Here is a 22,863-nt window from a genome sequence, read left to right on the forward strand (position 1 = left end):
CTGATTCTAGATTAAGCTGAACACTTTTATAGTCAAATTATTTTGACTTTTTTAAATCTGAAGACTGTAAATTGATACTGAATACTAAATAAATATGACTACAAACACGATTCTTTTATTATTGCTTTCTTTAGTAATTGCTGGTGGGTTGTCGTATTTTCAATATTTTTTTAAAGCCAAAAGTAAATCCAATGTGATTATACTTTTGGCTTTTTTACGTTTTTTGGCCATTTTCGGATTGCTAGTTTTATTGATAAATCCGATTATTTCTAAAAACTCACTCGAAATTACCAAAACGCCTTTAGCAGTTGTAGTCGATAATTCGAGTTCTATTGCGGCTTTAAAATCAGATAAAAAAGTAGTAGAATTGTACCAGAAATTGATTTCGAATGCTGCTTTAAAAGAAAAATTCGATATTCAAACCTATCAATTTGATAATGATTTTAAAACTTCTGATAAATTTGATTTTAAAGGAAATCAGACTAATTTAGATGAAGTTGCTAAAAATCTAAAAAGCATCAATAAAAATCTGATTTTCCCGACAGTTATCATTACCGACGGAAATCAAACTACAGGAAACGATTACGTATATCGCTTTGATCCTGTCAATAAAGTTTATCCTTTGGTTGTGGGAGATACAACTACTTTTTTTGATTTAAAAATCAATCAGTTAAACGTAAATAAATACGCTTTTCATAAAAATAAATTTCCTGTTGAAGTTTTTCTGCAATATGCAGGCGACAAAACAACGAATGCAGAATTTACTATTTCACAAGGAAATACTATTGTAGCAAAAGAAAAACTTTCTTTTTCGCCATCAAAGAAAACTGCTTCTTTAAATTTGCTTCTTCCAGCTGACAAAGTCGGATTACAGATTTACAAAGCAAGCATTCAATCTTCGGCAAAAGAGAAAAATGGCTATAATAACATCAAAAATTTTGCAGTAGAAATCATCGATCAAAAGTCAACTATTGTAATTGTTTCTTCAATAAATCACCCAGATATTGCAGCATTAAAACGTTCGATAGAAGTTAATGCACAGCGTAAAGTAATATTAGCTAAGCCAAATCAGGTTAATGATTTAGATGATGTTTCTGTTTTGGTTTTATATCAGCCAACAACAGCTTTCAGAGCTATTTTTGACAACAATAAATTAAAAGGAACAAATACCTTTATTATAACAGGAAACAATACCGATTTCAATTTTTTAAATCAACAACAAAACAATCTGATTTTTAAAATGAGTAATCAGCGTGAGGATTTTCTTTGTGAATTCCAATCGGCTTTTAATTTGTTTGCGATAGATAATATTGGTTTTGAAAATTTCCCGCCTTTACAAAATCCGTTTGGAAATATTAGTACTAACGGAAACGTATCGGTTTTACTTTCTTCAAAAATTAGAAACGTTTCTACCAATGCGCCTTTATTGGCTTTCGCCGAAAATCAAGGAAAAAGAACCGCTTTCCTTTTAGGAGAAAATAGCTGGAAATGGCGTTTGCAAAGCCATGTTGATAATCAATCTTTTGAAAAATATGATGTCTTTATTGATAAAATTATTCAATATCTAGCGTCATCAACTTCAAAGAAATCTTTGGTAGTAACTCACGAAAGTTTTTACAATTCAGGAGAAGAAATTATCATAAACGCGCAATATTTCAATAAAAATTATGAGTTTGACGAAAAAGCCAGACTTACAATTTCTGTTGTAAATGCTGCAACCAAACAAACTAAAAATTACGATTTACTAAAAGGAAGCAATTCTTTTTCAGCTAATTTAGAAGGACTTCCAGCAGGAAAATATAATTTTACAGTAAAAGAATTAAATTCAAATACTTCATACGCAAGCCATTTTGAAATTCTAGATTTTGATATTGAAAAGCAATTCGTAAACCCAGATGTTATCAAATTACAGCAATTGGCACAACAAACAGGGGGAAAGGCTTTCTTCGAAAACCAATCAGATCAATTGATTAATACACTTTTAGAAAATAAAGAATACAAATCAATCGAGAAAAATATCTCTAGCAAAACTCCAATTATTGATTGGGTTTGGTTATTGATTTTAATTGCTGTTTTCTTAACTACAGAATGGTTTGTTAGAAAATATAATGGGCTATTGTAGTTTTTTTAGTTTAAACTAACTTTTATAATTATGTCTAATTTTTCCGCAAATAACAATCAGAAAGATGATGTTGTTTTTAATAAATTTCAAAAACAACTAGAAAAAAATGGATTAAGCATTGAGTCAGTTGATGCAGATGGATTCATTTATGTAAATATCGGAGAAACTGACCTGAAAGTTAGTTTAGAGAATGTTAGACGAAATTTCGAAAGAGATTTTGATGAAAGGCATATCACAGATTTGGTTGAAGTAATTGTGCAACATTCCTTTAAAATTGAAGATTGGGAACAAGTAAAAGACAAAATATATTTGCAATTTGTTCCAAATGATTTTGAATTTGAAAATATTATAAACGAAAAAGTTACTAATGAATTTAGTAAAGTTTTTGCATTAAATCTTAATAATGGTTTTTCGTTTATAACTACAGACGATTTATCAGATTGGAAAATAGACGTTACAGAATTAGAAAAACAAGCCGATTTAAATTTAGGAATTCTATTAAACAAAGTAAAGATTGAATTTGAAGATGTAGATAATCATAAACTTGGAATGATTAATCTTGAAGAAGTATCGCTAAAAAGTTCTTGTCTTTTTTCTTCTAAAATAAAAAATCTAGTTGAAGATAATATTGGTTTTCCATTCTATGCTGTAATTCCCGTTAGTGACTTTTGCTATATTTTTGCAGAAGAAGATTTTGAATATTTTTCTCAACGCCTTGGTTCTGTTGTTCTTGATGAATATAATAACTCAGGATATCCAATTACTACTGAAATACTTAGGTTCTCAGAAAAAGGTGTTGAAGCTATAGGGAAATATTAAGTAAGATCAGTACAATTATGTATTTCAGGCTAAAAGCATTCTACATCTAGCTTTTTGTAATCTTTTGTCTAGTGGTTATAAATTAAAAGTCTAAAATTATGAAAGTTAAATTCTTTTTTATTGTAGCAATTTTTACGGTAATTTTTTGTTCTTTTTCATTTTCAGAGACAAATAATGCGAACAAAAACAATCTTTTGGAAAACACGATTCAGCAACGTTTTCAACTGCCTCAAGGATTTGTGAGAGAAGAGGGATCTAAAACTTCGTTTGATTTTTTTTTGCGAAATCTTCCATTAAAACCATTAGGCTCAAATGTTTTGTATTTTGATGGAACTATAAAACCAAATCGAAACGTTTATGATGCGGTTGTGGATTTACCCATTGGAAAACAGGATTTGCATCAATGTGCTGATGCCGTGATGCGTTTAAGAGCGGATTATTTTTATAGCCAAAAACAATACGATAAAATACATTTTAATTTTACAAATGGTTTTCGCGCTGATTTTAGTAAATGGGCCGCAGGTTACAGAATTGCAATTAAAGGTAACAAAACTAGTTGGGTTAAAACTGCCAAACCATCTGACAGTTATGAAACTTATTGGAAATACTTAGAAACGGTTTTTATGTATGCAGGAACGGCTTCGTTAGAAAAAGAACTGAAGCCAATTAATGTTTTAGACATAAAAATAGGGGATGTTTTTATAAAAGGAGGCTTTCCAGGTCACGCTGTTATTGTAGTTGATATGGCTATGAATCCAAAAAACAATAAAAAAATTATGCTTTTAGCGCAAAGTTATATGCCAGCGCAGGAAATTCAAATACTGAAAAATCCAAATAATAGTTCGTTGAGTCCTTGGTACAGCGTCGATTTTGGAACTTCTCTGAAAACACCCGAATGGACTTTTAGTTCCTCACAATTAAAACGTTTTTAAATGAAACGATTCTTTTTTTTAGTCCTTATATTTCAAAATGTTTTTTCTCAAGAAACTCCATTGAATGTTCAAAAATTAATTAAAGCATATCCAGATCAAATTGTTGGTTATAAGGATAATAAGATTATTTTTAGTGATAAATCAACTTTAATTTATGATGATTTTAAAAATAAAACAAATCAAGAATTATTAGATAATCCTGATATTGAGGATCAATTTAAGTATCATTATAATAAAGCAGATAAGAATTTAATTCCAAAAGAAGATGCGGGAAGAATTCGAAATGAAGCTTTTTTTAAGAAAATTTACGGAAATTCAAAATCAGAAGTTGAATCAAAAATGACTGAAATTACTTGGTGTCCGAAATTAGTCAATCAAAAAATAAAAGTAACAACCGTAAATGGAATTGATAAAATTGTAAAAAAACTCTCAACAGAATTAGATAATAATCCAGAATTTAAAAAATACATTAACGCTATTGGAGGTACATTTAGTTGGAGAAAAATTTCAGGTACAAACCGGTTGAGCATGCATAGTTATGGAATGACAATAGATATTAATGTCAAAAATTCTAACTATTGGCAATGGGATTGTAAATGTAAAAATGAAGAAGTTGCTCTTTCGTATAGAAATCAAATTCCTCTCAAGCTAGTTTCAATTTTTGAAAAATATGGCTTTATTTGGGGAGGAAATTGGAAACATTATGACACAATGCATTTTGAGTATCGACCTGAACTTTTGTTATAAACTTTAGAATTATTTTAGTGCAAAAAAAATATCACGGAGGAAAGAGGATTACGAATTAAAAATTTACGATTATGGATTTCAGGCTAAAAGTATTTTATACGGTAGCGCTCCGCCTTAATTTTACTAAAGCGGCAATGGAATTATACATCACTCAGCCAGCAGTTTCTAAGCATATTCAAGAATTAGAAGAAACGTATAAAACCAAGCTTTTTGAGCGAAATGGTTCTAAAATCGCTTTAACTCCAGCGGGAAAAATTCTTTTGAAATATACTAAAAGTATTTTTGAGATCTATCGCGAAATAGACTTTGAAATGAGTTCTTTCAATAAAGAACGTCATGGTTTACTGCGTTTGGGAGCAAGTACAACAATTTCACAATATATTATTTCTCCAGTTTTGGCTAATTTTCATCAAAAACAAAAAGACATAAAAGTCAATTTGCTGAATGGAAATACAGAACAAATCGAAAATGCTTTAATCAATAAAGAAATTGAAATCGGAATTGTAGAAGGACAATCTAAAAATCAATCTATAAAATACATTCCGTTTCTAAAAGACGAATTGGTTTTAGTTTGCAACAGCAAGAATCCGTTAGTGCAACAAAATGAAATTTCACTAAATGATTTAAAATCAATGAAATTCATCACCAGAGAACGCGGATCTGGAACACTTGAAGTTATAGAATTTGCTTTGAAAAAAGTGGGTTTAAAATTTAACGATTTGCAAATCGAAATGCAGTTAGGAAGTACAGAAAGCATAAAATCGTATTTGTTAAACTCAGATTGTTTTGCTTTTATGTCTATCCACGCTGTAGGTAAAGAGTTGAAAAATAAAGAATTGATTGTTTTAGATGTTGAACAGTTATCAATTGAAAGATATTTTTACATCATCACTTTACAAGGAAAATCAGATTCTTTATCAGAACTATTTATTCAAAATTTAGCTTTTCATTATAACTTGAAGTTATAGTCGATTGTAATTTACGATTGGCATTTTCAAGATAAACAGCGGAACTTTGCAAGGTAAATATCAATTACCTTCATTTTGAAAACAAAAGAGCAAACATCAGCACAATTATTTGAAATTAATCAATCACTGCAACAAGTACTTTTTTTTGTAGTGATTCTATTATGTTTATTTTCGATAATTTCTCCGCCAATAGCACTTTTATTAGGCATTTTAGTTGTGAACCTTTTTGGAAATCCATTTGTTGAGTTCAATCACAAAGCAATTACTTTTTTATTGCAATTTTCAGTTGTCGGTTTAGGATTTGGAATGAATGCCAACAGTGCAGTTTCGGCTGGAAAAGAAGGTTTCATTTTAACGGTTTTCTCCATATTCAGTACTTTATTTTTCGGATTTCTATTAGGAAAATGGCTTAAAACAGAGAAAAAAACATCTCATTTAATCTCTTGCGGAACGGCTATTTGCGGAGGAAGTGCAATTGCAGCCATTTCTCCTGTAATCAAATCAAATGAAAACCAGACTTCAATTGCTTTAGGAGTTATTTTTATACTAAATTCAATTGCCTTATTTGTTTTTCCGTTTATCGGGCATCAATTAGATTTGTCACAAAAAGATTTTGGTCTTTGGTGTGCGATCGCCATTCACGACACCAGTTCTGTTGTGGGCGCGGCAAATAAATATGGAGCAGAAGCGCTTCAAGTGGCTACAACAGTTAAATTGGCCAGAGCCTTATGGATTATTCCGATTTCTATTTTAACTGCATTTTTATTTAAAAGGCAATCCCGAAGCGTCGGGACAAAAATCAAAATTCCTTATTTCATTGGCTTGTTTGTTATAGCCATGTTGGTAAACACGTACATTCCGTCAACAACCATTTTTACAGCTCATTTTGTTGTCATTGCAAAAATTGGTTTAACAATTACTTTATTTTTAATTGGTGCGACTTTAAACTTCGCAACTTTAAAAGCAGTAGGAGTAAAGCCATTGCTTCAAGGTGTTTTTCTTTGGATTTTTATAGCAGGTTTAGCTTTAGTATCAGTACTTTATTTAGGATAAAATTATTTTACATTGGAGAATTTTACAATTGGTTTGTCAATCATTTTGTAAAATTTTCCTTTGAAAGAGAAGTGTCTTTCAATCTCAAAACTAAATGATTTTTTGGTTTTTGCCATTGTAGCGATTTCTTCAGGAAATTCAACATCAAAGTCATCTTCAGCTCTTTCTTTTATATTATAAATACCTTTTGTGGTAATAATAATATCTCTAAAATGTTTTTTAGAATTATCATTTACAATTTTATATGATCCAGACCAAGAGATAAATGAAGAATTGGTCAACTGATAATTATTGACTTCCATAATTGGCTGATACTGACCTCCAAAACCTGCTACGAGATATAAATAGCCTTCATAAGCGCCACCAGCTCCTCCATTTGCATGTATTAAAGTGAAAGCAAATTGATCTTCACCAATTTCAATCAATTTAGGAGTCGGACATCGTGCAAAAGCTCCAAATGCGGCAACTGCAGGCTGGAAAGACCTCATTTCCCAAACATTATTATTCTTTGCGAATTTTGCCAGACCCAACAATCCTCCAGAAAAACGGCCTGTTTGAAGTCCGTCTTCATCATGAACAGAATGATTAAAGGCTAAAATTTTAAACTCATTTCCTTTTGAATCTTTATAATCAATATTAGCTATAAGTCTTGTTGCAACACCTTCTGTATAAGGAAACATTTGATCTCCTTCAACACCATTCACATCTAGGAAAGATGAAGGTTTGCACAATTTGCATTTCCAGCTAATGAAAGTATTTTTATCAGAAAGATGATATAAATTACCTGTAAAGAGTTTTTGCATTGTTTTTTCACCATTTAGCGGATCGGAAATTTTAAGTGTTCTTTTTGGATTTAATATGGTATCGCTAACGTTTTTTAGCTGTAAATCAGTTTCTTGTGCAAAGCAAAAAGCAGAAATTAATAGAAATAAATTTAAAGTTATCTGGCGCATAAAATTGAATTATTAGTAAAACAAACATACAAAGAAAAATATTGTTAATGTGAACTTCTCTCATTTTTAGGCTCATAAATCATAAAAGTTAAAATTGTTGAATCTTAATGTTAGTATTTTTTGCGTATTCTTTAATTAAAGTTAAATTTGCTCCCTCTAATAAAAAACAAATGAAAAAAATCCAAATGAGACCAAAATTAATTGCTTTCGGAGCTTTAATTATTGGCTTTATTACTCTATCATGGGGAAATGTTGGCCATGAGCGTATTAACAAAGCTGCTGTAATGGCTTTACCAAAACAATTACAGATCTTTTTTTACAATCATATTGATTTTATCACGCAAGAAGCTTCGGTTCCAGATATCCGTAAGTATGCTTTAAATTATAAGGAAGAAGGTCCAAGACATTATTTTGATATGGAAAGCTTTGGTCCTGCAGACACTTATCCAAAGACATTAGAAGAAGCAAAACAAAAGTATGACGCTAAATTCTTAAGTGAAAGTGGAATCTTGCCTTGGTATATGGAAGAAATGATGGCAAAATTGACTAAAGCTTTTAAAGAAAAAAATAAAGCTGAAATCTTGTTTCTTGCTGCAGATTTAGGACATTATGTTGGTGATGCGCACATGCCATTGCATACTTCTGCAAATCATGACGGACAATTGACTGACCAAAAAGGAATTCATTCGCTTTGGGAAAGCAGATTGCCTGAGTTATTTGTTAAAAATTACAAATTGAATGTTCCTGAAGCGCAGTATTATCCAGATGTTCATAAAGCAATTTGGGATTTGATTAATGATACTCACACTTTTGCTCAACCTTTATTGGATATTGATAAAAAGCTGAGAACTGCAACTCCACAAGACAAAGTGTTTAAAATGGATGCTGCAGGAAATGTATTAAAAACGAAATATAACACTGCTGTTTTCTCTGATGAATATGCTAAAAAACTACACGAAGAATTGAACGGAATGGTTGAAAGCCAAATGAGAAAAGCAATTACAGCAACTGCAAGTTTTTGGTATACTGCTTGGATAAATGCAGGAAAACCAGATTTGAGCGATTTAGATGCTTCAGTAGTAACTCAAAGAAACTACCAATTTTTGCAGGATGATTTAAAATTATTTCAAAAAGGAGATTTATTCGGAATGAAAAATCAAAACGACTAAAAATTTGTTTCAAGTTTTATAGTATAAAAGGTTTCAAGTTTGCTTCGAAACCTAAAAAAAAAGCCTCAAAATTTTATGTTTTGAGGCTTTTTCAATTTTCATACTCAACTATTTTTTAACGTAAAGAACATGAAACTAGATTTTTCAGATAAGAAAACCCGACAGGTTTTAAAACTTGTCGGGTTTAAGATCGTGGAACGTAATATTTTTTTTAACGTTGAAGACGTTAAGAATTTTGCAAAGCTTTTATTTCTTTTGTAATTAATGATGAACGTTTGCGTATAACTTTTTATTCTTATCTGCTAATTCTTTAAATTGATATTCTTTCTCTTTCAATACATAAGAAGCTGATTGATAATAAGAAATAGTTTCATCTGCTAAATTCTTGTTTTCAGCTTTCAGCGGAATTTCATCATAATGAATTTGAAATTCAGGGGAAATCCCAGCTTTTTCATTAAGTTTTAATTGAAATTGTTTTATCTGCTGTTTTGGTGAAAGTATCGTCAAAACATTATCTTTTATTAAACCTAAGTCTTGATAAGTTGCTATAAAAGCTCGAGGCTGATAATCTGATTTAAATACGTCGCTGCCAAAGAATTTGCTTTCATAATCAAAGTTCAAAAGTCCGAATAATGTTGGCATAATATCAATCTGCGACATTAATTTGTTGAATTTTTGAGGCTTCATATCTGGCGTATAAATCAAAGCTGGAATTCTGTATTTGTCTAACGGAAGTTCCGTTTTTCCTGCACTTGATGCACAATGATCGGCAACAATTACAAAGACAGTATTTTTAAACCAAGGCTGTTTTTCTGCTTGTTTAAAGAATTGGCGTAAAGCGTAATCTGTATATTTTACGCCTCCATCTCGAGATTTAATATTTCCAGGAATATCAATTTTATTGTTGGGATAAGTAAAAGGTCTATGATTGCTTACAGTCATAATATGATTAAAGAAAGGCTTATTCTGTTTGGCTTCAGTACTCATAACTTTAATCACTTTGTTGTACATGTCTTCATCACAAACACCCCAAACGTTAGAAAAAGTAACTTCATTTTCTGAGAAACTTGATTTGTCAATAATTTGATAGCCGTTTCCAGTGTAGAAATCTTGCATATTATCAAAAAAAGCATCTCCGCCGTACATGAATTTTACATTGTAACCTTTTTGCAGAAAAACAGATCCTGTTGAAAATTTATTTTTATTGTCTTCTCTTTTCACAACGCTTTCTCCAGCTGTTGGCGGAAGACATAAAGTTACGGCTTCAAGACCGCGAACAGTTCTATTACCTGCCGCATATACATTAGTGAAAAGTAAACTTTTTTGAGCAAGACTATCTAAAAATGGTGTAATATTTTGTTCGTTTCCATACATTTTCATGAAATCGGCGCTCAAACTTTCAATCGTAATTAAAACCACATTTTTATGTTGTTCCAATGAATCTTCTTTTACTTCTCTCAATGTGTTTTTTCCTGAAATAGTAGGCATATCTTGTTTTAAGATGGCAAAAGCTTTCTCGTTCGGAATTGTTTTGTAGAATTTGAAATAGTCTAATTTATTATTCTGAAATGCTAAATAGAACTTGTAGACTCCATTAGATTGCAATTCGTTAACAAAAACATTTTTGGAATTCTCAGTTTTGGCTAATCCAGGAACAGCTAATAAAGAGGAAACAAATAAAACGGCATAAAAAGCTGTGATTTTCAATTTTTCACTAAAACTAGGAATTTCGTCTATGTAATTTCTAGATTTCTTGATAATGAAATAAGTGATAGTTCCCGTAATAACAAACAAAGCTGAGAATATAGGGACTACAGGGTATGATTGCATAATGTTTCCGATAACTTCATTCGTGTAAATCAGGTAATTGACAGCGATAAAATTATATTTTACACCGAATTCATTCCAAAAGAAAAATTCGCTTACGGCGTTTTGAAGAATCAGCAATACATATAGAAAGATTACAAAAGAAAAAAGCCAGAATCTAATCTTATCTCTGTGTTTTGGCAAGAAAAGAAAAAGCGCAAACAAAAGTGTTTTTAGCGAAACAAAAATCAAAACAATTTTAGGCAAAGCGCCACCATATTCATCAAAAATGCTTTTTCCAGAAATTATGTAAATTAAAAATCCAACAAATCCTGCAAGTATAATATATCCGTAAGGATTATTATATTTTGAATTGGAAATAAAAATCAGATAAAGCCACAAGAAAGCCAAAGCCAAAGAAAAAACGAAAAAGTCTGATAATAAGCCGAATGAGAAGATTTTTAAGCTTTCAGCAAATGTAAACGTACTTTGCGTTATCGGGTGAAAAAGCAATACTATTCTAAGAGTAAAACTTACAATAAAATATAATATTGTAAGATTATAAAAAGGCGAAAGTTTTTTGTAAAAATTCATTTGACTTATTTTTTTACAAAATTACTTCCGAATGATTAATGCCAGATTAAGTTCAACTTTTACCTTACTTAACGTTAACTTAAAGTTCGCTTAAGATGTTGATTATGCTTATTTGTTCTCGTATTCAGCTATTTCGCAGAGTTAAATTATTTATCTTTGGATAAAAAAAGAAAACCAAATTTTAATCAGATACGATAAATGCATATTTTAATAGTTGAAGACGAAGTAGGAATTGTCCAATTTCTAAAACAAGGTTTGCAAGAAGAAGGCTATCAAATTACTACTGCTGTTGATGGCTCGAAAGGCTTTGAACTGGTTCAAGAACAGAAATTTGACCTGATTCTTTTAGATTGGATGCTTCCAAAAATTAATGGTCTTGATTTATGCAAGGCTATTAGGGTTAAAGACCAGACTACGCCAATCATTTTTTTAACTGCAAAAGACACGGTTCAGGAAACTATAGAAGGTTTAAAAGCCGGAGCAAACGATTATATCAAAAAGCCATTTAGTTTTGAGGAATTGGTGGAACGAATTAAAGTTCATTTTAGAAATAAACAGAAAGCTGAAACCTTGACGCTCGGAAACATTACGATGGATTTATCTAGACATATTGTTTTAAAAGGGGAAGAGGAAATTTCGCTTACGCAGAGAGAATTTGAATTACTTGCCTATTTAATTCAACATAAAGGAAAAGTCTGCACAAGAAATCAGATTTTAAGAGATGTCTGGGAAATCAATTTTGAGTACGATACTGGTGTTATTGATGTTTTTATGAACGCAATTCGCAAAAAACTAAATCTTAAAATTGAAGAAGATTATATAAAAACTATCCGTGGCATTGGATATATCGCCAATGATTAATAAAATGAAATCATTATCTTTTAAGAATAGAATTGCACTAAATTATATTGTAGGTACTGGACTGTTGGTTTTAACAGTTTTCTCTGCTATTTATTTTATTGTTAAACTGACCGTTTACAACCATATTGATGAAAACTTAAACATAGAAGTTCAAGATCATTTGAAAGAATTGAAAATTGAAAATGGTGTTGTTATTTTTATGGATGCTGAAGAATGGGAGGAAAGAGAACATAATTCTGTTGATGTTAATCCTGTATTTGTTCAGTTTTTAGATTTGAATAAAAAAATTATTGAGAAGTCTCCGAATTTAAAAAATGAAAAACTTATTTTTCATGAAAATAAAGATCATTTCCAGTTTTTTGATGCCAAATTGTTAGGGAATAAAATCCGTCAGATTCAAGTTCCGCTTCATATTAAATCAAGGAAAATCGGATATCTTATCATTGCAATGTCTTTATCTGATTCTTCAAAGGTTTTGGATAATTTGATGGATACCTTATTAGTTACTTTTCCAATTATTCTTTTAATTTTATTTTTCCTGGCCAGATTTTTCGCTGGGCGCAGTATCAAACCGATTAATAGTATTATTCAAACTTCTAAGATTATTACAAAAGACAATCTTAAAGCGAGAATTCCGTTGCCAAAAACAAGGGATGAATTGTTTACTCTTTCTAAAACAATTAATAATTTGTTGAACCGAATTGAAGAAGCAATTGAACGCGAAAAACAGTTCACCTCAGATGCTTCACATGAGTTAAGAACACCTCTTACAGTAATTAAAGGAACACTTGAAGTACTGATACGTAAGCCTAGAGATAAGAATGAGTACGAAGAGAAAATAAATTATTGTATTAATGAAGTGGATCACTTGAATTCTCTTGTAGATCAGCTGCTTATGATGGCTCGTTTTGAGAATCAAAAACAAAATGTTCTCAAAGAAAATATTTATCTAAATGCTGTAGTTTTAGATGTTCTTAAATTGAATAAAGAAAAAATTCAAGCAGGAAAAATAAATGTAATTTTAGATGCTTCAGAAGAATTTTACATCTATTCAGATAATTATTTAACGGTAACAATTCTGCGAAATATTATTTCTAATGCTGTAAAATATTCAAAACCTGATAGCGAAGTTCGAATTTCCTTATCGAAAGAAAATCAGAAAATCATCTGCAATATTTCTGATCAAGGAATTGGAATTGCAAAGAAAGATTTAGAATCCATCTTGAATCCGTTTTTTAGATCAGATTCGCTTAATCATTCTGAAATTAAAGGAACTGGACTTGGTTTGTTTATTGTCAAAAGAATGACAGATTTGCTAGATATTAAATTTAAAATTGAAAGCGAAATTGGAAAGGGAACCCAGGTTTTATTAGTTTTTGAAGAATATGATAATTCGTTAAAGTAATTTTAAAATCATTAGCCAAAATGCTGTCTAAAACATTTTTTAACAATAAACTCTCGTTAAGTTAAAATAAAAATTGTTTTTTAATTATTTTATCTAGTATATTTGCAACCGAATCAAAGAAGAAAAACAAAAACAAATCATGATTACAATTCAATTACATCATCATCATTTACATTATTGCTCTCAAGCGATGTGTTAATGGTATGTGTGTAAATCATCATATTTTAAAACCCGTTTGAGTACATCAAACGGGTTTTTTATTTCAAGCTCTCTTTGTACTCAAACTATTAATCCAACAAACAACTAAAAAAATGAGTACTTTAAAAATTGCAATTCAAAAATCAGGTCGTTTAAACGAAGACAGCATTCAAATCTTAAAAGATTGCGGTATTTCAATCAACAACGGAATCGATCAATTAAAAGCCGAAGCTTCAAACTTTCCTCTTGAAGTTTTATACCTTAGAAATTCAGATATTCCACAATATTTAATTGATGGAGTAGTAGATTTAGCAATCGTTGGCGACAATCTTTTGGTAGAAAAAGGAAAAGGAATTGAAGTGGTTCAAAAATTAGGATTCTCAAAATGTAAAGTTTCTGTTGCAGTTCCTAAAACTTTCGAATACAATTCAGTACATGATTTAGCAGGACTTCGTATTGCAACTTCATATCCAAGTACAGTTAATGATTTTTTCGGTAAATTTGGTATAACTGTAGATATTCACCAAATTTCTGGTTCTGTCGAAATTGCCCCAAACATCGGACTTGCAGATGCAATTGTAGACATCGTTTCAAGCGGAAGTACACTTTTCAAAAACAACTTAAAAGAGGTTGAAGTAATCTTAAAAAGTGAGGCGGTTTTAGCAGTTTCTCCAAAAGTTTCTCCAGAAATCCAGAAACACATTGATACTTTAAAATTCAGAATTCAGGCTGTTTTAAGAGCTAGAAATTCAAAATATATTTTAATGAACGTTCCAAACGACAAAATTGAAGCTGTTGGAAAAATTCTTCCAGTTTTAAGAAGTTTAACGGTATTGCCTTTGGCTCAAGAAGGTTGGAGCAGCGTTCATTCGGTAATCGATAAAGACACTTTCTGGGACGTTATTGATCAGTTAAAAGAAGTTGGAGCAGAAGGAATTCTTGTTTGTCCAATTGAAAAAATGGTTCTTTAGGACTTTCGTCCTCAATAGGCTTTAGGCTGTAAGCTGTAAGCTCAAAACACAAGTAAGGAAAGCTTAAAGCTTACAGCTTATAGCATAAAGCATTAAAAAAAATGAATAAAATAGACAATCCAAAACCAGAAATCTGGTCAGAAATATTAAAAAGACCGACCAAAACTGTTGATGATATTGAAGTTACGGTTAAAGAAATCTTCAAAGAAGTTCAAAGAAAAGGAGATGAAGCTGTAGCAAAATACACTTCGATTTTTGACGGAATTTCTCAAGATAATTATGAGGTTTCACAGGAGGAAATCAATGAAGCAATTAGTTTGATTCCGAATGAATTAAAAGAAGCTATTGAATTAGCAAAAGATAATATTTATAAATTTCACAACGCACAAAAAACGGACAGAATTTCTGTTGAAACGATAGAAGGGGTAAACTGCTGGCAAGAAAAAAGGCCGATTCAAAAGATTGGTTTATACATTCCTGGAGGAACAGCGCCTTTATTTTCTACTGTTTTAATGCTGGCTGTTCCTGCTGAAATTGCAGGTTGCAAAGAAATTGTATTGTGTTCTCCGCCAGATAAAAAAGGAAAAATTAATCCAGCGATTTTGTATGCTGCAAATTTATGCGGTGTAACTAAAATTTTGAAAGTCGGCGGAATCCAAGCGATCGCAGGAATGACTTTTGGAACACAATCAATTCCGAAAGTGTATAAAATTTTCGGGCCTGGAAATCAGTTTGTGACTGTGGCAAAACAATTGGCAACGCAATTTGGTGTTGCAATTGACATGCCAGCTGGGCCTTCAGAATTATTAATTGTGGCCGATGATACTGCAGTTCCCGCTTTTGTCGCTTCCGATTTATTGTCGCAAGCAGAACATGGAACGGATAGTCAGGTGATTTTAGTTTCAACTTCAAAAAAACTCATTGATGAAGTAGAAAAAGAAGTTCAAGCACAATTGGAAGTTCTTCCAAGAAAAGCGATTGCAGAAAAGGCAATTGAAAACTCAAAATTAATTTATGTTAAAAATGATCAAATTGCTCTAGATTTGATCAACGAGTATGGTCCAGAACACTTTATAATTTGTTCTGAATACGATGATTTCTATTGCAACGGAATCGTAAATGCAGGTTCTGTTTTTATTGGAAACTATACACCTGAAAGTGCTGGAGATTATGCATCAGGAACCAATCATACGTTGCCAACAAATGGTTATGCAAAGAATTACAGTGGTGTAAATCTTGATAGTTTTATGAAATCGATGACATTCCAGAAAATCTCAGAAAAAGGAATTCAAAATATAGGAAAAGCTATTGAAGTTATGGCTGAAGCCGAAGGTTTGCAAGCGCATAAAAATGCTGTTACTTTACGTTTACAGTCCTGTGAGGTTTCCAAAACCTCGTAGGTCTAAGATGATTTACGATTTTTAGTCAATAAATAATACCTACGAGGTTTTGAAAACCTCGCAGGAAGAAAAATAAAACAATGAGTACTTTCGACATAAATACAATAACACGTGAAAACGTAAAATCTTTGAAACCATATTCGTCTGCAAGAGATGAGTTTGAAGAATTTGATAGAGCAGAAATGATTTTTTTGGATGCTAATGAAAATCCGTTTCAAAATGGAGTAAATCGTTATCCAGACCCTCAGCAGAATTCGGTAAAAGCCATTTTAGCTAAAAATAATTTGACAAAACAAAGTCAGATTTTGTTAGGAAATGGAAGCGACGAAGTTTTAGATTTGCTTTTTAGAGCTTTTTGCGAACCAAATAAAGACAATATTATTTCGCTTCCGCCGACTTACGGAATGTATGGTGTTTTAGCGAATATTAATGCAGTTGAAAATAGAGAAATTCTTTTAACAACAGATTTTCAACCACAAGTAGAAAAGATTTTAGAAGCAGTTGACGAAAATACCAAAATCATCTTTTTGTGTTCGCCGAATAACCCAACTGGAAATTCATTTTCAGATGAAAGTGTAGTGAAATTGCTTCAGAATTTTAATGGATTAGTGGTGATTGATGAAGCGTATATCGACTTTTCGGAGAAAGAAAGCTGGTTAGCAGAAATTGATGCCTATCCAAATTTAGTCATTACACAAACACTCTCTAAAGCGTATGGTTTAGCTGGAATTCGTTTAGGAATTTGCTATGCTTCTGAAGTTGTGATTTCAATTTTAAATAAAATTAAACCGCCTTATAACGTAAACGAATTAACGCAACAAAGAGCGATAGAGCGTTTGAAAGATTCAGATAAAATAAAACAAGAAATAGCTTCTATTATTGAGCAAAGAGAAGAATTGCTTAAAGTATTGCTTGAAGTAAGTTTTGTTGAAAAAGTATATCCGACAGAAGCTAATTTTATCTTAGCAAAAGTAGATGACGCGAACAAAAGATACAATCAATTAATCAAAAAAGGAATTGTAATTCGTAACAGAACAACTCAGCCTTTATGCGAAAATTGTCTTCGTTTTACAATTGGAACAAAAGAAGAAAATGCGGTTGTAATTAAAGAATTGAAATCATTAAGCTAAAATATATTAGCCACGAATTCACGAATTTTATTTAATTTTTAGCAATTAGTGCAATTAGCACATATTCTGTCAAGGATTTTAAGTTTAAATAAATATAATTCGAGAATTCGTGGCAGAAAAAATAAAACACATGAAAAAAGTACTTTTTATCGATCGTGACGGAACGATTGTTTTAGAACCTGAAAATTATCAATTAGATAGTTTGGATAAACTAGAGTTTTATCCAAAAGTGTTTCAATATTTGGCTAAAATTGCCAATGAATTGGATTATGAATTGGCAATGGTAACCAATCAGGACGGATTAGGAACGGACAGTTTTCCGGAAGATACGTTTTGGCCTACTCAAAATTTTATTTTAAGAGCCTTTGAAAACGAAGGCGTTTTGTTTGATGAGATTTTCGTCGACAGATCGTTTCCTGAAGATAATGCGCCAACACGCAAGCCTAGAACGGGAATGTTAACTAAATATTTAAATAATCCAGAATATGATTTGGAGAATTCTTTTGTTTTGGGAGATCGTTTGACAGATGTTGAATTGGCTAAAAACTTAGGTTCGAAAGCAATTTTTATGAACGATACAGATGGAATTGGAAGTAATGAAATTTCATCAAAACGTGAAGAATTAAACGATACAATTGTTTTGCAATCAATGGATTGGAAAACAATTTATGAGTTCTTGAAATTAGAGGCGCGTTCGGCATCAATCACAAGAAAAACAAACGAAACCGATATTTACATCAACTTAAACCTTGACGGAACTGGAAAAAGTAAAATCGATACCGGAATTGCGTTTTTCGATCACATGCTAGATCAAATCTCACGTCACGGTCAAATGGACTTGGAAATCCTTGTAAAAGGCGATTTAGAAGTAGATGAGCACCATACAATCGAAGATACAGCAATTGCTTTGGGTGAAGTTTTCGCAAAAGCGTTAGGAAATAAATTAGGAATCGAGCGTTACGGATTCTGCTTGCCAATGGACGATTGCTTAGCGCAAGCTGCAATTGACTTCGGAGGAAGAAACTGGCTAATCTGGGAAACAGAATTTAAACGTGAAATGGTTGGAAAAATGCCAACAGAAATGTTTTATCATTTCTTCAAATCATTCACAGACGGTGCAAAGGCGAACTTAAACATCAAAGCAGAAGGAATCAACGAACATCACAAAATCGAAGCAATTTTTAAAGCTTTCGCGAAAGCAATAAAAGTGGCCGTAAAAAGAGATACAGAAAAAATGATTTTACCTTCAACGAAGGGAATGTTGTAAAACGCTATAAGCTGTAAGCAATAGGCAATAAGCCTAAAGCGTATAGCCTAAAGCTTAAAGCTTTTTAAATGAAAATAGTAATTATAAATTACGGAGCAGGAAATATTCAGAGCATTATGTTTGCTATTGAAAGATTAGGTTTTACAGCGGTTTTGAGTAATGATCCTGAGGAAATTAAAACGGCAGATAAAGTGATTTTTCCTGGTGTAGGTGAGGCGAGTTCGGCAATGACAAAACTTCGCGAAAGCGGTCTAGATAATTTGATTCCGCAATTGAAACAGCCTGTTTTAGGAATTTGTCTGGGAATGCAATTAATGTGCAACAAAACCGAAGAAGGAAATACAGAAGGTTTAGGAATTTTTGACGTTGATGTTTTGAAATTTTCAAACAATGTGAAAGTACCTCAAATGGGCTGGAATCAGATTTATGATTTAAAAACCGATTTATTCAAAGGGATTTCTGAAAATGAATTCATGTATTTGGTTCATAGTTTTTACGCGCCAAATTGCGATGAAGCCATAGCCACAACGAATTACGACGTTGAATATGCATCGGCTTTAAAAAAAGATAATTTCTACGGAACTCAGTTTCACCCAGAAAAAAGTGGTGATGTTGGAGAGAAAATCCTTGGGAACTTTTTGAAAATGTAAAATTCCAATTTTTTTAAATTCCAAATTCCAATATCAAAAATCAATCAAAATATCAATTTCAATTTTAGAAAAATCTAAAATCTAAAATCAGAAATCTAAAATTTATAACATGAGAATAATACCAGCCATAGATATCATTGACGGAAAATGCGTTCGCTTGTCCAAAGGTGATTACGATACGAAGATAATTTACAACGAGAATCCGCTTGAAGTAGCGAAATCATTTGAGGCGCACGGAATCGAATATCTGCATTTGGTAGATCTTGACGGTGCAAAATCAAGTAAAATTGTCAATTATAGAATATTAGAACAAATTGCATCTCAAACGAGTTTGAAAATTGATTTCGGTGGCGGATTAAAATCAGATGATGATTTGAGAATTGCTTTCGAAAGCGGTGCAAATCAAATTACAGGCGGAAGTATTGCCGTAAAAAACAGAGCAATTTTTGAAAAATGGATTTCTGAATACGGTTCTGAAAAAATCATTTTAGGAGCTGATGCGAAAGATGAAAAAATTGCAGTTTCTGGTTGGCTAGAAGAATCAAATGAAGATTTGGTTCCGTTTATTCAAGATTACCAATCAAAAGGAATTCAGTATGTTATTTGTACTGACATAGCAAAAGATGGAATGCTTCAAGGTCCAAGTTTTGACTTATACAGCAAAATTTTAGCGGAAGCAAAAGGAATAAACTTAATCGCTTCAGGCGGAATTTCAACTTTTGATGAATTACCAAAATTAGCTGAATTAGGCTGTGAAGGAACCATCATCGGAAAAGCGATTTACGAAGGAAGAATCAGCTTGAAACAACTAGAGAACTATATAATTAGTAAATAAAACAATTGAGATAATGTGTCAATTAGAAAATTAGTCAATTATTTAGCATGTGGTTAAATTATCTAATTATCTCATTTTCAAATTATCTAATTGTATAAATTGACACATTAAAAAAGATGTTAGTAAAAAGAATCATACCTTGCTTGGATATAAAAAACGGAAGAACGGTAAAAGGCGTGAATTTCGTCGATTTGCGTGATGCCGGAGATCCTGTGGAATTGGCTGAAATTTATTCGGCTGAAGGCGCAGATGAATTGGTTTTTCTGGATATTTCGGCAACTGAAGAAAGACGTAAAACACTCGTAAATATGGTGCGAAGCGTGGCGGAAAAAATCAATATTCCGTTTACGGTTGGCGGTGGAATTTCGTCTGTGGAAGATGTTGACATTCTTCTAAATAACGGTGCTGATAAAGTTTCGATAAATTCATCGGCAGTTAAAAATCCGCAATTAATTAACGATTTGGCTCAAAAATTTGGAAGTCAATGCGTTGTCGTTGCAATCGATGCCAAACAAATTGACGGACAATGGATTGTACATTTAGTTGGCGGGAAAGTTCCAACAGAATTAAATTTATTTGATTGGGCGGTTGAAGTTGCAGAACGCGGCGCGGGAGAAATTTTATTCACTTCGATGGATAATGACGGAACCAAAAATGGTTTTGCAAATGAAGCTTTGGCTAAGCTTTCAGAATTAGTAAATATTCCAATTATTGCTTCGGGAGGCGCTGGAAACATTCAGCATTTTGTAGATTCTTTTAAAGTAGGAAAGGCAGACGCAGCATTGGCAGCAAGTGTTTTTCACTTCAAAGAAATCGAAATTAAAGCTTTGAAACAGGAACTTAGAGATAATGGAATTGAAGTTAGACTCTAAATTGTAGAGGAAAGAAGCAAGAAGCAAGATAGTATTTAATCTAAATAACAAGATTTTCAGAAATCTGAAATCTAAAATCTAAAATCTAAAATGGAAATTGACATCAAAAGCGCACACGGATTAATTCCGGCGATCATTCAGGATTCAGAAACAAAAAATGTTTTGATGCTGGGTTATATGAACGAAGAATCGCTTCAAAAAACAATAGAAACTCAGAAAGTAACTTTCTATAGCCGTTCAAAACAAAGGCTTTGGACAAAAGGCGAGGAGAGTGGCAACTTTTTGAATTTAGTAAGCATTAAAAACGACTGTGACGGAGATACGCTTTTAATCCAAGCAAAACCTGTAGGACCAACTTGTCACACGGGCGCAGATACTTGTTGGCAAGAGCCAAATAATGCTAATTATGGTTTTATTTCAACTTTAGAAAACACCATTAAAACCAGAAGAGAAAACGCAGATTCTGAGAAAAGTTATGTGGCTTCTTTATTCGAAAAAGGAATCAATAAAATAGCTCAGAAAGTGGGTGAAGAAGCTGTGGAAGTTGTCATTGAAGCAAAAGACGATAATGACGATTTGTTTCTTAGCGAAAGCGCAGATTTGCTTTTTCATTATTTAATTCTGCTTCAAGCCAAAGGATTTCAGTTAAATGATGTTGTTGAAGTTTTAAAGAAACGTCAGAAATAGTTCTTTGAATTTTTCTTTTCAAAGAAATCAAATCGTATTATGGCTGCCATAATGCGATTTTTTTTATGTCTTATATCTAAAAAAAAAGTATTTTTAATTTCTTAATAATAACTTTATGAGACTTCATTTTTGTTTGCTATTATTGCTTTATTCTGTGTTTAATTACGGGTTTAAGAAAAATGTAATGCCATATTCTTTGGTCGTTTCTAAAGCTGTTTTGATTGTTTATGGAACTATTTCTAAGGTTTCAAAGAATGAATATGAGTTCACGATAAGTCAATTTATTAAAGGGAAATCTAGCACAAAAATTAATGTAGCAATTTGGAAAGAATGGCTTTGTGATCCAAGAATGAAGAAATTAAAGTCTGGACAGCGAATGATTTTGTTTTTAGAAAAATCACCATATGGAAATTTTTATCCAATTAATGAAAGTACGGGAGAATTGTATGTAGATAACGACACTTTTCCCAATATTTTGTTGCCAAAAGATTTTTCAAGCCCAACGGTTTTAAAGAAAGGAATTTCTATGTTCTTAGAAACATATACTTTTTATGGAAGTTATGATCGTAGGTTTTTTGAGAATATGTTTTTTGTGAGGAATAAATCTATTTTTGAAATTTATAAAATGCAAATGACAAATTCGTTTTTTGAGTATTTAGTTAATGATGTAGAGTATTATAATCCAACAGAAATACATCAGATTTTAATTAACTTATAATATTACTTCACAAACTCAAAAACAGCAAATTCTTCTGGTTGATGAAATCCAAATTTTGAACTTTTATAAGGCTGTAATGCAAGATATTCTGTTGTGTTATCGTAATCGATTCTAAAAGTATTTGCTTTCCATTTAGTTCCGATTTTAGGTTTTGTAAAACCGCAGTTTTCTGCTTTTTCAAGGCTAGAAAATGGAATTTTAATTTCTACAGCATATCCTTCATTAGTGATTTTGCTGACTGATTCTAAGCCAGCAATATCAAAATCCATTGAAGTGTTCCATCCGCCGCATTCTTCTGAAATACATTTTAAAAGCAAATCGTAGTTGGCAGAAAATGCATTTACTCCGATTTCAATATAATTCTTGCCATCTCCATCTGGATCAAGAAAAATTTCTACTAAATCATCTGTGTGATAAATCTCAGAATCTTTTATCTGTGGTGTTCCAACGATTTTAGAATCGATACAATTGTAAGCGATGTACAGATTTTTTTTATTCCACGAAAGTGAAACATAAGTCTTTTGAGTAGCTTTCTCTCCTGTGTTGTGAATTACAAACGGGCCAAGAAAAGGTGCTTTCCAATCGGTTAAATCTCCGTCAACAGTTATTTTTTTATTTGTTTTATGAATGGGAATTGTTTGGGAATAAATTGATAATTGTCCGATTAAAAACGAAACAATAATAAAACACGATAGTTTCATAAAAC

Annotated in this window: 21 protein-coding genes; 18 read left to right on the forward strand and 3 right to left on the reverse strand. The window is 31.7% G+C overall.

The features are described 5' to 3' along the window. Positions 1-94: 94 nt before the first annotated feature. From QLQ96_RS16670 to QLQ96_RS16695, 6 genes are all read left to right on the forward strand, one after another. On the forward strand, positions 95-2,122 hold the full coding sequence (locus tag QLQ96_RS16670; protein WP_482491886.1) for a hypothetical protein: 2,028 nt from the start codon (positions 95-97) through the stop codon (positions 2,120-2,122). Between the two features lie 30 nt (positions 2,123-2,152). Continuing rightward, entirely contained in the window at positions 2,153-2,941 is a 789-nt protein-coding gene (locus tag QLQ96_RS16675) for a hypothetical protein (RefSeq protein ID WP_482491888.1), read from the forward strand. Positions 2,942-3,039: 98 nt separating this feature from the next. Continuing rightward, entirely contained in the window at positions 3,040-3,873 is an 834-nt protein-coding gene (locus QLQ96_RS16680) for a DUF4846 domain-containing protein (protein WP_482491890.1), read from the forward strand. Further along, complete coding sequence (locus QLQ96_RS16685) at positions 3,874-4,620, forward strand: M15 family metallopeptidase (RefSeq protein WP_482491891.1); 747 nt, start codon at positions 3,874-3,876, stop codon at positions 4,618-4,620. It begins immediately after the preceding gene. Between the two features lie 71 nt (positions 4,621-4,691). Beyond that, positions 4,692-5,588 carry a LysR family transcriptional regulator gene (locus QLQ96_RS16690; protein ID WP_482491893.1) on the forward strand — a complete coding sequence of 299 codons (897 nt, stop codon included), beginning with the start codon at positions 4,692-4,694 and terminating at the stop codon, positions 5,586-5,588. Positions 5,589-5,663: 75 nt separating this feature from the next. Further along, positions 5,664-6,641 (forward strand): YeiH family protein, encoded by a 978-nt coding sequence (locus QLQ96_RS16695; protein WP_482491894.1) that lies wholly within the window; start codon positions 5,664-5,666, stop codon positions 6,639-6,641. Positions 6,642-6,643: 2 nt separating this feature from the next. Here QLQ96_RS16695 and QLQ96_RS16700 read toward each other — a convergent pair whose 3' ends face one another. Continuing rightward, positions 6,644-7,594: a hypothetical protein gene (locus QLQ96_RS16700; RefSeq protein WP_482491896.1), complete on the reverse strand. Its 951-nt coding sequence runs from the start codon at positions 7,592-7,594 to the stop codon at positions 6,644-6,646. A 170-nt stretch (positions 7,595-7,764) separates the two neighbouring features. Between QLQ96_RS16700 and QLQ96_RS16705 the strand changes: the two genes are divergently transcribed. Continuing rightward, positions 7,765-8,763, forward strand: coding sequence for a zinc dependent phospholipase C family protein (locus QLQ96_RS16705; protein ID WP_482491898.1), 999 nt, complete (start codon positions 7,765-7,767; stop codon positions 8,761-8,763). A gap of 261 nt (positions 8,764-9,024) precedes the next feature. Here the strand turns inward: QLQ96_RS16705 and QLQ96_RS16710 are convergent, their stop codons facing one another. Further along, positions 9,025-11,163 (reverse strand): LTA synthase family protein, encoded by a 2,139-nt coding sequence (locus tag QLQ96_RS16710; protein WP_482491900.1) that lies wholly within the window; start codon positions 11,161-11,163, stop codon positions 9,025-9,027. Between the two features lie 198 nt (positions 11,164-11,361). Here QLQ96_RS16710 and QLQ96_RS16715 point away from each other — a divergent pair, with 198 nt between their 5' ends. From QLQ96_RS16715 to QLQ96_RS16765, 11 genes are all read left to right on the forward strand, one after another. Next, positions 11,362-12,024: a response regulator transcription factor gene (locus tag QLQ96_RS16715; RefSeq protein WP_482491901.1), complete on the forward strand. Its 663-nt coding sequence runs from the start codon at positions 11,362-11,364 to the stop codon at positions 12,022-12,024. Positions 12,025-12,028: 4 nt separating this feature from the next. Next, positions 12,029-13,429 carry a sensor histidine kinase gene (locus tag QLQ96_RS16720; protein ID WP_482491902.1) on the forward strand — a complete coding sequence of 467 codons (1,401 nt, stop codon included), beginning with the start codon at positions 12,029-12,031 and terminating at the stop codon, positions 13,427-13,429. Positions 13,430-13,740: 311 nt separating this feature from the next. Further along, complete coding sequence (gene hisG, locus QLQ96_RS16725; RefSeq protein WP_482491904.1) at positions 13,741-14,598, forward strand: ATP phosphoribosyltransferase; 858 nt, start codon at positions 13,741-13,743, stop codon at positions 14,596-14,598. A gap of 101 nt (positions 14,599-14,699) precedes the next feature. Continuing rightward, on the forward strand, positions 14,700-15,998 hold the full coding sequence (gene hisD, locus QLQ96_RS16730) for a histidinol dehydrogenase (protein WP_482491905.1): 1,299 nt from the start codon (positions 14,700-14,702) through the stop codon (positions 15,996-15,998). A gap of 80 nt (positions 15,999-16,078) precedes the next feature. Next, on the forward strand, positions 16,079-17,128 hold the full coding sequence (hisC, locus tag QLQ96_RS16735; RefSeq protein ID WP_482491907.1) for a histidinol-phosphate transaminase: 1,050 nt from the start codon (positions 16,079-16,081) through the stop codon (positions 17,126-17,128). Between the two features lie 130 nt (positions 17,129-17,258). Next, a complete protein-coding gene (gene hisB, locus QLQ96_RS16740; protein ID WP_482491908.1) occupies positions 17,259-18,395 on the forward strand; it encodes a bifunctional histidinol-phosphatase/imidazoleglycerol-phosphate dehydratase HisB in 1,137 nt (378 codons plus the stop codon). Positions 18,396-18,463: 68 nt separating this feature from the next. Beyond that, positions 18,464-19,045: an imidazole glycerol phosphate synthase subunit HisH gene (gene hisH, locus QLQ96_RS16745; protein WP_482491909.1), complete on the forward strand. Its 582-nt coding sequence runs from the start codon at positions 18,464-18,466 to the stop codon at positions 19,043-19,045. Positions 19,046-19,154: 109 nt separating this feature from the next. Further along, positions 19,155-19,880, forward strand: coding sequence for a 1-(5-phosphoribosyl)-5-[(5-phosphoribosylamino)methylideneamino]imidazole-4-carboxamide isomerase (hisA, locus tag QLQ96_RS16750; RefSeq protein ID WP_482491910.1), 726 nt, complete (start codon positions 19,155-19,157; stop codon positions 19,878-19,880). 116 nt (positions 19,881-19,996) lie between these two features. Next, on the forward strand, positions 19,997-20,752 hold the full coding sequence (gene hisF, locus QLQ96_RS16755) for an imidazole glycerol phosphate synthase subunit HisF (protein WP_482491911.1): 756 nt from the start codon (positions 19,997-19,999) through the stop codon (positions 20,750-20,752). Positions 20,753-20,842: 90 nt separating this feature from the next. Continuing rightward, positions 20,843-21,439 (forward strand): bifunctional phosphoribosyl-AMP cyclohydrolase/phosphoribosyl-ATP diphosphatase HisIE, encoded by a 597-nt coding sequence (hisIE, locus tag QLQ96_RS16760; protein ID WP_482491913.1) that lies wholly within the window; start codon positions 20,843-20,845, stop codon positions 21,437-21,439. Positions 21,440-21,554: 115 nt separating this feature from the next. Further along, positions 21,555-22,157, forward strand: a complete 603-nt coding sequence (locus tag QLQ96_RS16765; RefSeq protein ID WP_482491914.1) for a hypothetical protein — start codon at positions 21,555-21,557, stop codon at positions 22,155-22,157. Positions 22,158-22,159: 2 nt separating this feature from the next. Here the strand turns inward: QLQ96_RS16765 and QLQ96_RS16770 are convergent, their stop codons facing one another. After that, complete coding sequence (locus QLQ96_RS16770; protein WP_482491915.1) at positions 22,160-22,858, reverse strand: carbohydrate-binding family 9-like protein; 699 nt, start codon at positions 22,856-22,858, stop codon at positions 22,160-22,162. Positions 22,859-22,863 lie beyond the last annotated feature (5 nt).

It is taken from the genome of Flavobacterium sp. B167r (assembly GCF_056824315.1).